General features: G+C 68.5%; 9 protein-coding genes. 4 read left to right on the plus strand and 5 right to left on the minus strand.

Annotation, left to right across the window (positions count from 1 at the left end):
* From R5W23_RS02665 to R5W23_RS02675, 3 genes are all read right to left on the minus strand, one after another.
* A partial coding sequence (locus R5W23_RS02665; RefSeq protein ID WP_407936100.1) for a response regulator occupies positions 1-355 on the minus strand: 355 nt, incomplete at its 3' end.
* A 90-nt stretch (positions 356-445) separates the two neighbouring features.
* Positions 446-1969, minus strand: coding sequence for a CheR family methyltransferase (locus R5W23_RS02670; protein ID WP_261189846.1), 1524 nt, complete (start codon positions 1967-1969; stop codon positions 446-448).
* A 69-nt stretch (positions 1970-2038) separates the two neighbouring features.
* Entirely contained in the window at positions 2039-4030 is a 1992-nt protein-coding gene (locus R5W23_RS02675; RefSeq protein WP_320684984.1) for a methyl-accepting chemotaxis protein, read from the minus strand.
* Between the two features lie 460 nt (positions 4031-4490).
* On the opposite strand from R5W23_RS02675, the gene R5W23_RS02680 reads away from it, so the two are divergent.
* From R5W23_RS02680 to trpC, 4 genes are all read left to right on the plus strand, one after another.
* Entirely contained in the window at positions 4491-6302 is a 1812-nt protein-coding gene (locus tag R5W23_RS02680) for an alginate export family protein (protein WP_320684985.1), read from the plus strand.
* 421 nt (positions 6303-6723) lie between these two features.
* Complete coding sequence (locus R5W23_RS02685) at positions 6724-8229, plus strand: ATPase domain-containing protein (protein WP_320684986.1); 1506 nt, start codon at positions 6724-6726, stop codon at positions 8227-8229.
* The gene (locus R5W23_RS02690; protein ID WP_320684987.1) at positions 8222-9766 is read left to right on the plus strand and encodes an ATP-binding response regulator; all 1545 of its coding nucleotides are present in this window, start codon (positions 8222-8224) and stop codon (positions 9764-9766) included. Before R5W23_RS02685 ends, R5W23_RS02690 begins: the two co-directional genes overlap by 8 nt.
* A 235-nt stretch (positions 9767-10001) precedes the next feature.
* Positions 10002-10808, plus strand: coding sequence for an indole-3-glycerol phosphate synthase TrpC (gene trpC / locus R5W23_RS02695; RefSeq protein WP_261189851.1), 807 nt, complete (start codon positions 10002-10004; stop codon positions 10806-10808).
* A gap of 78 nt (positions 10809-10886) precedes the next feature.
* Here the strand turns inward: trpC and R5W23_RS02700 are convergent, their stop codons facing one another.
* Together R5W23_RS02700 and dapF are read right to left on the minus strand one after the other, a co-directional pair.
* A complete protein-coding gene (locus tag R5W23_RS02700) occupies positions 10887-12686 on the minus strand; it encodes a glycosyltransferase family 87 protein (protein WP_320684988.1) in 1800 nt (599 codons plus the stop codon).
* The gene (gene dapF, locus R5W23_RS02705; RefSeq protein ID WP_320684989.1) at positions 12683-13525 is read right to left on the minus strand and encodes a diaminopimelate epimerase; all 843 of its coding nucleotides are present in this window, start codon (positions 13523-13525) and stop codon (positions 12683-12685) included. The genes R5W23_RS02700 and dapF overlap by 4 nt, the downstream gene beginning before the upstream one ends.
* Positions 13526-13557: the final 32 nt, after the last annotated feature.

Raw genomic sequence — 13557 nt, forward strand, 5'->3', positions numbered from 1 at the left:
AGACCAGCTCCCCGGTCAGGGCCAGGGTCCCGCTGGTCATGTCCAGCTTCGGCTTGGTGACGAAGTCCACGGCCCCCAACTCTAGAGCGCGGAACGTCGTCTCGCACCCCTTCTCGGTCAGCGACGACACCATCACCACCGGCATCGGGCGGTTGCTCATCAGCTTGTCGAGGAACGTCAGCCCGTCCATGCGGGGCATCTCGACGTCGAGGGTGAGGACGTCCGGCTCGACCTGCTTGATCCGGTCCCAGGCCGTGTACGGGTCGGGGGCCGCCCCCACCACCTCCAGCGCCGGGTCGGTCCGGAGGATGTCCGTCAGCAGCTGCCGCATGAGCGCCGAGTCGTCTACGATCATCACTTTCGTTCGTGCCACGTGTGAGCCTCGTTCGGGGGCCAGCGGGGGGGGCGCGGCGGCCGCCCCGCGGGTACAGGGACTGGGCGCGGATCAGAACAGCGTGATGTCGTCGTCCGGCGGGGTCTCGACGCGCTGCTGGATCTGGCGGCCGAAGTCCTTCTCGCGGGCGGTGACGGCGGGCAGCTCGCGGGACGCGAGCGGCTTCGCCTGGGCCTGCCCGGTGTGCGGGTAGAACCGCACCAGGCGCCCGCTGTTGCCGCCCAGCGACTGCCCCACCACCGGGATCCCCTCGGTCTCGAGGAACTTCAGTACGAACTCGGCGTTCCGCTCGCCCACGTTCATGGTCGGGGCGTCCACGTTGAGCACCTTGCCGCCGCCGAACACCTTGGCCCGCAGCCGCGCGCGGTCCCCGCCCTTCTTCATGATCGCGGTGATGAGCAGTTCCATCGCGTACGCGCCGTACCGGGCGTTGGCCCCGTCGTCGGCGCTGCCGCCGGGCAGCGAGAAGTGGTTCATCCCGCCGACCCCGGTTTCGGGGTCCCACAGGCACGCCGCCACGCACGACCCGAGCAGCGTCTTGATGACCGCCGGCCCGCGCGTCGCTTGCACCTCGCCCAGGATGATGCTGTGCTCCTCTTCGGCCCGGGCCTTCGGGGCGGGGGGCGCGGCCGGCCGCGGCTCCGGGGCCGCGGCCGCGGCCGGCCGTGGCTCGGGCGCGGGGCGCGGCTCGGTCCCCGAACTGAGCTTGCGCGCGGGCGCCGGTGCGGCCCCGCTGCGGAACTGGTACACGGTGCCGCCGAGCGGGACGAACGTGTCGCTCAGCCAGTGGATGTTCTCCGAGTGCCCCATGAACAGGTAGCCGCCCGGTTTCAGCAGCGTGGCGAACCGCTTCAGCAGCTTGTCCTGGGTGTCGCGGTCGAAGTAGATCACCACGTTGCGGCAGAAGATGGCGTCGAACGGCCCGCGCACCGGCCAGTTGCCGGCGGTCAGGTTGATCTGGCGGAACGTGAGCACCTCGCGCAGTTCGGGCCGGGCGGCGACCTTGCCCGCATTGGCCCCGGTGCCGCGGAGGAAGTGCTTGCGCAGCATGTCCGGGCTGATGCCGGCCGTGCGGTCGGAGTCGTACACGCCCCGCTCCGCGTGCGCCAGCACCTGCGTGTCGATGTCGGACGCCAGGATCTTCACGTCCCAGCCCGCCTCCCGCGGGCACGCGTCGCGCGCCGTTATGGCGAGCGTGTACGGCTCCTCGCCGGTGGAGCTGGCCGCGCACCAGATCCGCAGCCGCCGCCCCGTTAGCTCCGGGATCACGGTGTCGCGCAGGAACTCGAAGTGGTGCGGCTCGCGGAAGAAATCGGTCTTGTTCGTCGTCAGGCAGTTGATGAACTGCTGGCGCTCGTCCGGCGGGGTGCCGTCCCGGACCGCACGCAGGTACTCGCCGTAGGACCGTAACCCCAGCGCGCGGAGCCGCTTGGCGAGCCGGGACGCGACCATGTCGTGCTTCGACGGGCTGAGGCTGATCCCGGTCTCTTGGTACAGGTAGGCGCGGATCCCCTCGAATTCGTCCGCGGTGAGCGGGAAGCCGGTCGCGGTCTGCTTCGGTTCGGGATGAGACATGGGCTACTTTCGCTACTGGAGTACGGAGAAGCGTGCCGGGCGGGGTCCCGTCCCGGGGCCGGGGCGCTGCTAGAAGTCGGTGTACCCGTCGGAGGGGGCGAACGAATCGCGGCCGCCGCGGGCGTTGCTTCTGGCCCGAGCCGCAACGGGGCGCGGGCTCCGGTCGGCCGGCTGCGGGACAACGGGGCGGCCCGCGGGCGCGTGCCCGCTGCTCAACTTGAACCGTGCGACCAGGTCGCGGAGCTGACCGGCCTGGTCGGTGAGCGCCTGCGCCGTCGCCGACAGCTCCTCGGTCTGGGAGGCGTTCCGCTGGGTGACGACGTCCATCTGCGACACGGCCTTGTTGACCTGCTCGATGCCCACGAACTGCTCTTTGCCCGCGGCGGCCATCTCGGTGACGATGTCGGTCACCCGCTTGACGCTGGTGACGATCTCGGCCAGCGTGTCCCCAGATCGGTTGACCAGTTCGGTGCCCACGCCCACCTTCTTGACGGAGTCCTGGATCAGTCCCTTGATCTCCTTGGCCGCGGTGGCACTCCGCTGAGCCAGGTTGCGGACCTCGGTGGCGACCACCGCGAACCCGCGCCCCTGCTCGCCGGCGCGGGCTGCTTCGACGGCGGCGTTGAGGGCCAGCAGGTTGGTCTGGAACGCGATCTCGTCGATCGTCGTGATGATGTCCGCGATCTTCTTCGACGACCCGTTGATCTCGCCCATCGCCCCGACCGCGCTGCTCACCACGCTCCCGCCCTTCTCGGCCACTTCCTTGGAGCCGCTGGCGAGCTGGCGCGCTTGTTGGGCGCTGTCGGCGCTCTGGCGAACGTTCGAGGTGATCTGTTGCAGGGTGCTGGCGGTTTCTTCCAGGCTGGACGCCTGCTCCTGGGCGCCGATAGAGATCTCGTCGCTGGCCGCGGCCAGTTGTGCGGACGCGTCGGCCAGTTGCTCAGACACCTCTCGCACGCCCTTCAGCGCGGTTCGCACCGACACCACCGCCTGGTTCAGGGACCGGGCCATCTGCCCCACGTCGTCGGCGCCCAGGTCCGGGACCGAGCCCGTGAAATCGCCCGCTGCGAGCGCGTCCACCGTCTTAATAATCACGGCCACTTTCTCGCGCAGCTCGGCCGACGCCGCCATGTCCCGCTCGGCCCGCGCGCGCTCGGCATCGGCCCGCTCCCGCTCGGCGGCGTTCTCGCGCTCGACGCGCAGCCGCTCGGCCTCGGCCCGCTCGCGGTCGATCCGTAGCCGCTCGGCCTCCGCGTTTTTGGCGGCCACCAGGGCGCCGATGGCCGTGTTCAGTGCCACCGCCAGGCGGCCGACCTCGTCCCCGGAACGAACCGCCGCGGTCGAGCTGAGGTCGCCCCGCGCGACCGCTTCCAGCACCTGCACGGTGCCCCGCAGCGGTCGCGTGACCGACACGGACAAGAGCAGCCCGAGCCCGACGGCCGCGACCGTCGCGGTAACCATTACCGTCCACAACTCACCCCGGAGCTCGCCGGCCCGCCGCTCGGACTGGGCCTGGACCTCCCGCGCGTGCTGCTGCCGCGCCGTTATCATCTCGGTGAGCGTGCCGTTCAGCCGGGCGGCCGAGCTTGCCCACTCTTTCATCATCGCGTCCTCGGCGGCGGCGGTTTCTTTCGCCTTGGCGTGACCGACGATTTTCTCGTGGTCCCTCTGCCAAGCCGCCAGTGCGGTCTGAAACTGGTTGAACAGCTCGTCCTCCCCGGCCGAGCGGGGCAGGGCGGTGTACTCCGTGACCTCGGCCCGGATCGTGGCCCAGCCCTCGTCGAACTTCTTGTACGTGTCCAGGCACCGCTTGTGGTCGTTGCGCAGGAGCGCGAGCACCAAGATGCGCTCGGACCGCTGCACGGCGAGCACCGCCGATCGGATGTTGTCCAGGTGGATGAGCGAGGGAATGGTGCTGGTGTTCGCGAGCTTGAGCTGGGCGTTCGTGGCCTCGTTCGCCGTGAGGCCGCGGAGCCCGATCAGGAAGCAGGCGGCGGCGACGACGAGGAAGCCGGCGATCAGCCGCGGGCCGATGTTCACCCGCATGACGAGACCGAGCATGAAAGTTCTCGCTGGATGCGCCGGTGCCCGTGGGCCTGCCGCCCGCCGACGGCAATCCTTCGTGCGAGCCGTCACGGATGCCGGGTCGGACCACCGACCCAAGAGCCTCTTACACTCGTATAGCACTCGTTTCCGGGTACGAGCTACCCACAACCCGGCCGGAGCGCGAAAACGGAACGCAAGTCATTTATCGTGAACCCCGGGGAAGAGTTGTCCGCCGCAATCCCCTATCTCGCCAAATTCGCTCAGGCCGCGCCAGACGCGTTTAACCCAAAAAACCGCACAAGTTGAACCTTCCGACCTGACGATTGTACTTCCTGTAGCACGTTCTTCTGCTCGCTCCCAGACAGCGCAAAAGATTGCAGACCAAAGCTTTGCGCCCTTGCTTCGGGGCGGTGCGTGGGAAGAAACGGTCCGAACACCAGAACCTCAGTTCATCCGTCACGTCGGGAGACATGAGATGTTAAGATCGCCCCGTTCACCCGGCCGGTCACGTACGGCGTGGGCCGCGGCCCTCGCGCTCGGCGGCGCGCTTGTGCTGCTCAGCCAAGCCGGTGCCCAGCAACCCACCCGATTCGCCGAGGCGTCGACGAGCACTCCCCAGCCCGCGCGGCCCACCCGCTTTGCCGAGACATCGGCCCGCGCCCAGATGCCGCAAGACCCGCCGCCCGCCGAGGCGGGCGCCGAGACCGATACCAAAGCCGCTCTGCAACCGGACAGCACGTCGAAGAACAACCCGTCGGGCGGTGCGCCGGCCTCCGGTGCAAAAGCCGCGGACAAAAAGGCGGATGAGAAAAAGGACGACGAGAAGAAGAAGGTGAACTGGGCCAAGGTGCCGCCGGTGTCCAAACGCGCGCCAACGGGGTGGTTCTCACTGCCCTCCACGGAACCCGGCTTCTACTCGCTGCTCGATCACATCCGTGGGGAGTACCTGGAGAAGCCGCCGCGATACCCGTTCGGCTCGAGGAGCCTGAACTCGATCCCGACTTACGACTACGACTTCCGCTACCTGGAAGACCCCAAGAACACGCAGCACGACTGGTCCGACTGCTACAAGCGCATCCACTTCGGCCCCGACGGCGACTTTTTGTTCTCGACGGGCGGCGAGGTGCGTGACCGGTATATGAATGAGATCAGCAGCCGGGGCACGGGGACCAACAACTTTTACAACAACTTCCGGGTCCGGGCCTACGGCGACTTCTGGTACAAGGACCAGTTCCGGGTGTTCGCGGAGTTTATGGACGCCGACGTTTATGGGAACCGCCTGCCCCCGAACGCCAACGACGGAAGCGGGCCGGAACTGCAAAACGGGTTCGTCGATGCCAAGGTCGGTGACCCGTTCGGCGGCCCCCTCTACGTCCGGGTCGGGCGCCAGGAACTGCTCTACGGCTCGCAACGGTTGATCTCCCCGCCCGACTGGGCGAACACGCGGCGCACGTTCCAGGGGGCGAAGGCGTTCTGGTCCAACGAGCAGTGGAGCGTGGACGCGTTCTGGGTTCAGCCGGTGACGACGGACCTGAAAAAATTCGATTCGGTGAACAATAACCAGAACTTTTTTGGGATGTGGGGCACGTACCGGCCGAAGGCGGGAACCTTCTTCGACCTCTACTACCTGGGGCTGGTCCAGGCGAACACCACGACCAACAACGGCGACATTCACACCATCGGGAGCCGGTACGCCGGGGACGTGGAGAAGCACCTGCTCTTCGACTTCGAGGCCGCGGTCCAGTTCGGCGAGCGCGGCACGCGGCACGCCCTGGCCAAGATGGCGACGGCCGGGTTGGGCTGGCGGTTCGCCGAGGTGCCGTGGACCCCGCACGTGTGGATCTACTACGATTACGCGTCGGGCGACAAGGACCCGACGGGCCGCACCGGGAGCAACCGGACCTTCAACCAGTTGTTCGGCCAGCGGCACAACTACTTTGGGTACCTGGACCTGGTGGCCCGACAGAACATTCACGACCTGAACCTCCAGGTCAGCGCCACGCCGGTCGGGTGGATGGGCCTGTCGGCACAGTACCACGCGTTCTCGCTCGACTCGCGGCGCGACGCACTGTACGCCGCCAGTGGCGCGGTGCTCCGGCGGGATGCGACCGGCCGCGCCGGGAGCGACGTGGGTGACGAGATCGACCTGCTCGCCGACTTCCACCTGTCGAACCACACGGACCTGATGATCGGGTACTCGAAGTTCTTCGGCGGCACGTTCTGGCGGCGCACCGGCAACCCGAATAACGTCGAGCTGTTCTACACCCAGTACAGCTTCAAGTGGTAAGGGGACGAGTACTTTGAACGGGGCACGGTACGGGCTCGGCCGTACCGTGCTTTTTTGTTAGTGGAACGTGCGGGGCCGGTTCAACAGTCACGTCCGGTTGCAGCAACTCGAACCCGTCACACCTCGGCGGCACCCAAGACGCCAACCCCCAATCGACGGTCGCGCGGATGAGTTCGTCACCCGCGGCGGTGGCGGCCAAAGACATCGAGTTTACATGGGTCGGAGAGGGCTGTCATCCGGCACATGCAGGCACGTGCGCTCGCGAGAGATGTGGCGGGAGCGGTGTGCGCTTGGCACGACGCTTGCTAATGGTAGTACGGCAGACGGCATAGGCCGTTGCAGCCGAGCCACGTAATCCAGGCGCAGTGCCGGGGAGATGATCCGGGCCGGAACTGCCGCCGTATTCCAACATCCCGGTCCTATGGACGACTCGCCCGATTCCTCGCCCCTTTCCGCAACTGGCATCGCCGGTTTCGACGATATCCTCGGCGGTGGGCTGACCCCGAACCGCCTGTATCTGGTCGAGGGGAACCCGGGCGCCGGCAAGACCACCTTCGCCCTACAGTACCTGTTCGAGGGCGTCCGCCGGAAGGAGCCGTGTCTTTACGTAACCCTTTCCGAGACCAGGGTGGAACTCGCGGCCGTGGCTAGATCCCACGGTTGGTCGCTTGACGGCGTCGAGATCGTCGAACTCGTCGCGACTGAGGCCGAGTTGGAGCCGGACAACCAGCACACCATGTTCCAGCCGGCCGATGTCGAACTCGGACACACCACCAAAGCGATCCTCGCCGAGGTCGAGCGTGTGAAGCCGCGGCGGGTGATCATCGACTCCCTGTCGGAGCTTCGGCTGCTCGCCCAGAGCTCCCTGCGGTACCGCCGCCAGATCCTCGCCCTCAAGCAGTTCTTCACCGGCCGCTCCTGTACCGTCCTTTTGCTCGACGACAACACCGCGTCGGCCAGCGACCTCCAACTTCACAGCATCGCGCACGGCGTCGTCAGCCTCGAGCACTTGTCCCCGCGGTACGGGGCCGCGCGGCGACGGTTGCGGGTGATCAAGCTCCGCGGCCAGACGTTCCGCGGCGGGTATCACGACTTCAACATCGTCACGGGCGGGCTGGACGTTTTCCCCCGATTGGTTGCCGCCGAGCACGTCGAGTACCGCGACCAGCGGCTGCTCACCGGTGCGGTGCCCGAGTTCGATCGGCTGCTCGGCGGCGGGTTGGACTACGGCACGAGCGTTCTGCTGGTCGGGCCGGCCGGGTGCGGCAAGTCGTCGGTCGCCATCAACTACGCCCGGGCCGCTGCCGCGAAGGGGGAGCGGGCCGCTCTGTTCGCGTTCGACGAGCGGGCCGAGGTGCTGCTCCGCCGTGCGGCCGGGCTGGGCATGGACCTGGACCCTTACATCAAGGGCCGGACGCTCACGCTCCAGCAGGTGGACCCGGCTGAGCTGTCCCCGGGCGAGTTCGCCGCTACCGTGCGGCGGGCGGTGGACGGGGCGGACGGGCACGCGCCGGCCAAGGTGGTGGTGATCGACAGCCTCAACGGGTACCTCCACGCGATGCCCGAGGAGGACTTCCTCACGGCCCAGATGCACGAACTGCTCACCTACCTCGGGCACAAGGGCGTTGTCACCTTCCTGGTGCTGGCCCAGCACGGGATGATCGGCCAGATGCAAGCCCCGGTGGACACCACTTATCTGGCCGACACCGTTGTTCTGTTCCGTTACTTCGAGGCGGCCGGGGAGGTGCGGCAGGCCGTCTCGGTGGTGAAGAAGCGGAGCGGCCGGCACGAGCGGACGATTCGCGAGCTGAAGCTGGACGGCGGGATCCGGGTGGGCGAGCCCCTCAAGGCGTTCCGCGGGGTGCTGACCGGAACGCCGACCTATGACGGTGGGGCGGAAACGCTGATGGGGCCGGCGAATGTTTGAGACGGACGAACGGGTTCTGTTCCTCGGCCCGACCCGGAAGGACGCAGCGGCCGGAACGAAACTGATAGTCGGCGCCGGGCTGCGGTGCCACACGTGCCTATCACTCGACGAGTTGTGCCACGAGGCCCGCAACGGGGCCGGCGCGGTGATCCTCCCGGAGGAGGCGGCCGTCGGGGCCGGGGCCGACAAACTGCGCTCCGCGGTCCGCGACCAGCCGGCGTGGTCGAACCTGCCGGTGCTCGTCCTCACTGCCGCCGGGCCGACCCCGACGGCCCGGGTCAAAACCCTGCTCGAACTTGGCGACGTGACCCTCCTCAAGCGTCCGCTGGAGGCGGCCGAGTTCATCAACGCCGTGCGGGCGGCCCTGCGGGACCGTGGGCGGCAGTACCAGGTGCGCGACTACATCGCCGCGCAAACCCGGCTGACGGAGGAGCTGCGCGACGCGGACCGGCGGAAGGACGAGTTCCTCGCCATGCTCGCGCACGAACTGCGGAACCCGCTCGCCCCGATCCGCAACGGGTTGGCCATCCTTCAGATGGCCGACGGCGACCGAACCGCGGTCCGCCGGACGCGCGACATGATGTCCCGCCAAGTGGACCACCTCGGGCGGCTGGTGGACGACCTGCTGGACGTATCACGGATCACACGCGGGAAGGTCGAACTGAGGCTGGAGACGGTGGACCTGAACACCATCCTGGCGCGCGCCGCCGAGGCCGTCCGCCCTCTGATCGACGCCCGGCGCCACCACTTAACTCTGACCCGCCCCGGCCGTCCCGTTACGGTTTCGGCAGACCCCACGCGACTGGCGCAGGTGGTCGGGAACCTGCTCACCAACGCCGCGAAGTACAGCGACGAGGGCGGGCGCATCGACCTCATTCTGGAGGAAGATGCCGGTGCCGTCATCCGCGTGCGCGACACCGGCCTCGGAATCCCGGCGGAAATGCTTCCCCGGGTGTTCGACCTGTTCACCCAGGTCGGGCGGACGCTCGACCGCGCCGACGGCGGGCTGGGAATCGGGCTGACGCTGGTCAAGAGCTTGGTCGAGATGCACGGTGGGACGGTCGCGGCGGCCAGCGAAGGGGCGGGAAAGGGGAGCGAGTTCACCGTTCGCTTGCCGAAGCTCGAGCGGGACGATTCCGACGGCGCGGGGCCGGCGGTCGCGGCCGCTGTAACGCCCCGGCGCATACTGATTGTGGACGACAACCCGGACGCCGGGGACAGTCTTGCCACCCTGCTGGAGATGACCGGGCACCGGGTGGAGGTGGCGCGCAGCGGGTCGCAGGGGCTGGAGGTCGCCGCCCGGCTGAAGCCCGAAGTGGCGGTGCTCGACCTCGGACTGCCGGGCATGAACGGGTACGAACTGGCCGGGCGAATCCGGGCGGAGCCGTTCGGCCGTGCCACGGTCCTGGTGGCACTAACCGGGTACGGGCAGGAGGAGGACCGGCGGCGAACGAAGGAGGCGGGGTTCGACCACCACCTGACCAAACCGGCGGACTTGGCCGCGCTCGCCGCCATCCTCCGCGGCGACGACCCTTGACCGCACGCCGCAGTTTGTCCTTGTAGGAACCTGATCCCATTTGGGCGCTTGCCTCTCAACTGGTGCCGCAACGGGAAGGGGCGGTCGGCTTCGGCCTGTCGAAGCCGTAGCGACGCGCCCGTGTAGTGCCGTGGTCGCGTGCCGGCCTCCACAACCGCCGGAGCGGGTTCGATTCCCGCCGTCGGGGGTGGGTTGTAAAATGCCGACTCACGCGCCCACCGGACACCGAAGACCGATGAACTCGAAGCCGACCATTCTCGACCGCATTGTCGAAACCAAGCGCCGCGAGGTCGAGACCGCGCGAGCGGCCGTGCCGGAGAGCGAACTCGCGCGCCGCGCGGCCGATGCGGCGCCGACTCGCGACTTCAAAAGCGCGATCCGGCGCCCCGGGACGATTACACTCATCGCGGAAGTGAAGAAGGCGTCGCCCTCCGCGGGCATAATCCGGACCGACTTTGACCCGGTGCGCATCGCCACAACCTACGAAGAACACGGCGCCGCCGCGATCAGCGTTCTCACCGACGTGGAATACTTCCAGGGCCGCCTTGAGTACCTCACCGCCGTGAAGGCCGCGGTGAAGTGCCCGGTGCTGCGGAAGGACTTCATCATCGACCGCTACCAACTGCTTGAAGCCCGGTGCGCGGGCGCGGACGCGGTGCTACTGATCGCGGAGTGCCTGCCGGGGAACCAACTCGCCCAGCTCCAAAAAGAGGCCGTTGCGCTCGGGTTGCACACGCTGGTCGAACTGCACGACGCGGATCAGGTGTCGCGGGTGATCGACTCGGGCGCCGCGATCATCGGCATCAACAACCGCGACCTGCGCACGTTTGAGACTCGTCTGGAACACACGCTCGACCTGTTGCCGCAACTCCCGGCGGACCGCGTCGTGGTCAGCGAGAGCGGCATCAAGACGCACGCCGATCTGGTGCGCCTGGGCGCCGCCGGCGCGGGGGCAGTGCTGGTGGGCGAGTCGCTGATGCGCGCCGGCGACATCGGCGCGGCACTCGACGCTCTGCGGGGCGCGACGGCAGGCGGCATCTGACGTTCGAGGCCGCACAGGTGCGCCGACCTGTGCGGCCTGAAGTGAAGGGGCCGAGCGGGCGCACGAACGTGGCCCGGCCTACGGACCGTCAGAAGTCTCATCCCCCCGCGCCATTCGCCACGCACACCAGCCCCACAGCGCAAGTAGCACGTACGTGTCGAGCGGCGAGCGGATGCCCGTGTCGGCTTTCACCTGCGGGGTGCTCAGGGTCGTCGCGTCGGCTGCGGGGGATGCGAAGAAGCCCACCCCCACCGTCGCACTCAGGTCCAGTCCGCTCAACGAGTTCTCGATCAGGTACAGTAGCGCCAGCGCCGTCAGCGGGAACGAGTTCACGTACCCCAGCATTCGCGCACCGAACATCGCGGGTTCCCTACCGGCTGTGGGTAACCCGCGGCCGTCGGGAGGGAGCGGCGGCGTGCCTGGGGTCGGTGTGATCTCGAACGTGGACGTGCGGAAGTGACGCCGCGGGTCGGCGAGTAGCAGCACCAGCGGCACCGCAGACAGCAGCACGTCGTAGTACATGAAGTGGAAGCACGTCAGGTATGCGCCCAGGAACAGCATCCCGGCGCTTAGACCGGTCAGCTTCGTGCGGTCGCCACGGCGCAGATAAACGAGGACCGTGCCCCCGAACACCACGCCCCACAAGCCCCACGCCAGCCTGTTCGTCAGCGGCTTGTCGCGCTCCTTTTCGGGCAAGGTGAAGTCGTGCAGGATGCGCCGGGGGATGCCTTGTAGGTCGCGGCTCAGGTGGATCCAGTTTTCGTTCACCTTGTAGAGTTCAGTCGCCTCACCGCCCACTTTCAGCCAGTCGAACCAACTGTGCAGCCCGACGAACGGGAGCGTCAGCGCGCCGAGCGCCGCCCCGGTCAGCACCATCGCGGCGCAGAACCGCCATTGCCGCAGCAGCAGGGGGACGAGGAAGAACGCCAGCCCCCACACCGGCTTGAAGGCGAACAGCCCCCACACCATCCCGCCCGCCACCGGGCGCCCGCGGGTCGCCAGCACCCAGCCCCACAGCACAATGCAGAGCGACAGCGCCGGGTTCTGTCCCAGGTCAACGGCCCCGCGCGTGCCGGGGAACAGCAGCAGCCCCAGGGTCGCGGCCGACCACCAGATGCGGCCGCGGGTGAGCCGGCTCACCGCCAGCCCGCACGCGAACACCACCAGGACACTGAACCCCTGGAGCACCCGGTACGCGCGCTGCGGGTCATCGATCATCCCGAGCGGGGCGTAGAAGAGCGCGTGAACCGGCGGGTACAGGGGGCCGCCGATCGACGGCTTCTGGACCGTCGCTACGAGTTCGGTTGTGGCCTGCGCGTCGGCGTGCGCCGCGAGCGCGACCCCGGTGAGCGGGTCGCCGCACGGCACCGCCAGCGGCGCCACGCCGGCCCCGCCAGCGATCCGCCACTCGCGCACGGGGTCGTTGTCGGTCCCCATGAACCAACCCATCAGGTTGTCGGCGTCGTGCGCGAAGTGCTCCCCCGGGCGGGGCGCGGTGATGAGGTAGTGATCGGTCCGCGGGCCGACCCGTTGGAGCGGGGTTTCGGCCCGTTCGGGGTAGCCCTCGCGCAACACTTCCCACTGGCGCTGGCGGTGGTACAGTTCCTGACCGTGCCCGGTGACGAGCATCCGGCCCATGAGCCACTGGCCGCCGAAGTCGATCTGCGCGTGCCCGCCGTTGCCGTCGCCCCGGTGCCGCTCGGTCGGCAGCGGGGGCGGGTCGTCGAACCACGTGTACGCGCGGTACGCGATGACGCCGGCGGACACGAGCGCCGCGAGCCACAGCAGCCCGGAAACGGCCCGCGGCGTGCCGAGCCACGCCCAGAACCGCGCCGGGATCACGTAATCGGGAGCGGGCGGGGGGGGGGAGGGGTTCACGCGGTCGGCCACTCGCCGGTGAACACTTCGGTGGCCGGACCGGTCATGTAGACGCAGTTGTCGGTTTCCGACCACTCCAGTTCCAGGTCGCCGCCGGGCAGGTGCGCGAGCAGCTTGCGGCCGGTCCGGCCGGTCAGCACCCCGGCGACGCACACCGAACACGCCCCGGTGCCGCACGCGAGCGTGATGCCGCTCCCGCGCTCCCACGTGCGCATCGTGACCTCGTTGGGCGAGTGGACCTGAACGAAGTGGACGTTGATCCGGCGCGGGAACTCCGGCGCGTGCTCCAGCTTGGGGCCGATCTGCTCGAGCTCGACCTTCGCAACGTCGTCGCAGTAAATCACGGCGTGCGGGTTGCCCATCGACACGCACGTCACCTCCCACGGCGCGGGGGCGGCGCACACCAGCTTTGCGTTCACCGGCGGGTCGCCCGGGAGCGTCGTCGGGATCTTCGCGCTCTCCAGAATCGGCTCGCCCATGTTCACGCGCACGCGCTCGGCCTTGCCGCCTCGTACTTCGAGGTCGAGGGTGAGCACCCCGCGTCCGGTTTCGATCTTCAGGCGCGGCTTCGTCGCGATGCCGCGGTCGTGGACGAACTTCGCCACGCACCGGACCCCGTTGCCGCACATCTCGGACTCGGACCCGTCGGCGTTGAACATCCGCATCCGGGCGTCCGCTTTTTCGCTCGGGCAGATCAGGATGAGGCCGTCGGACCCGATACCGAAGTGCCGGTCGCTGACCGCCCGCGCGAGCGCGGCGGGGTCGGCGGGGGGCTTCTGGCGCACGCAATCGACGTACACGTAGTCGTTGCCGAGGCCGTGCATCTTCGTGAACTGCATACCGCGCGTTCTCCCGTGGATTTCAACAATTG

This window comes from Gemmata algarum (assembly GCF_034097035.1).
Lineage (GTDB): Bacteria > Planctomycetota > Planctomycetia > Gemmatales > Gemmataceae > Gemmata > Gemmata algarum.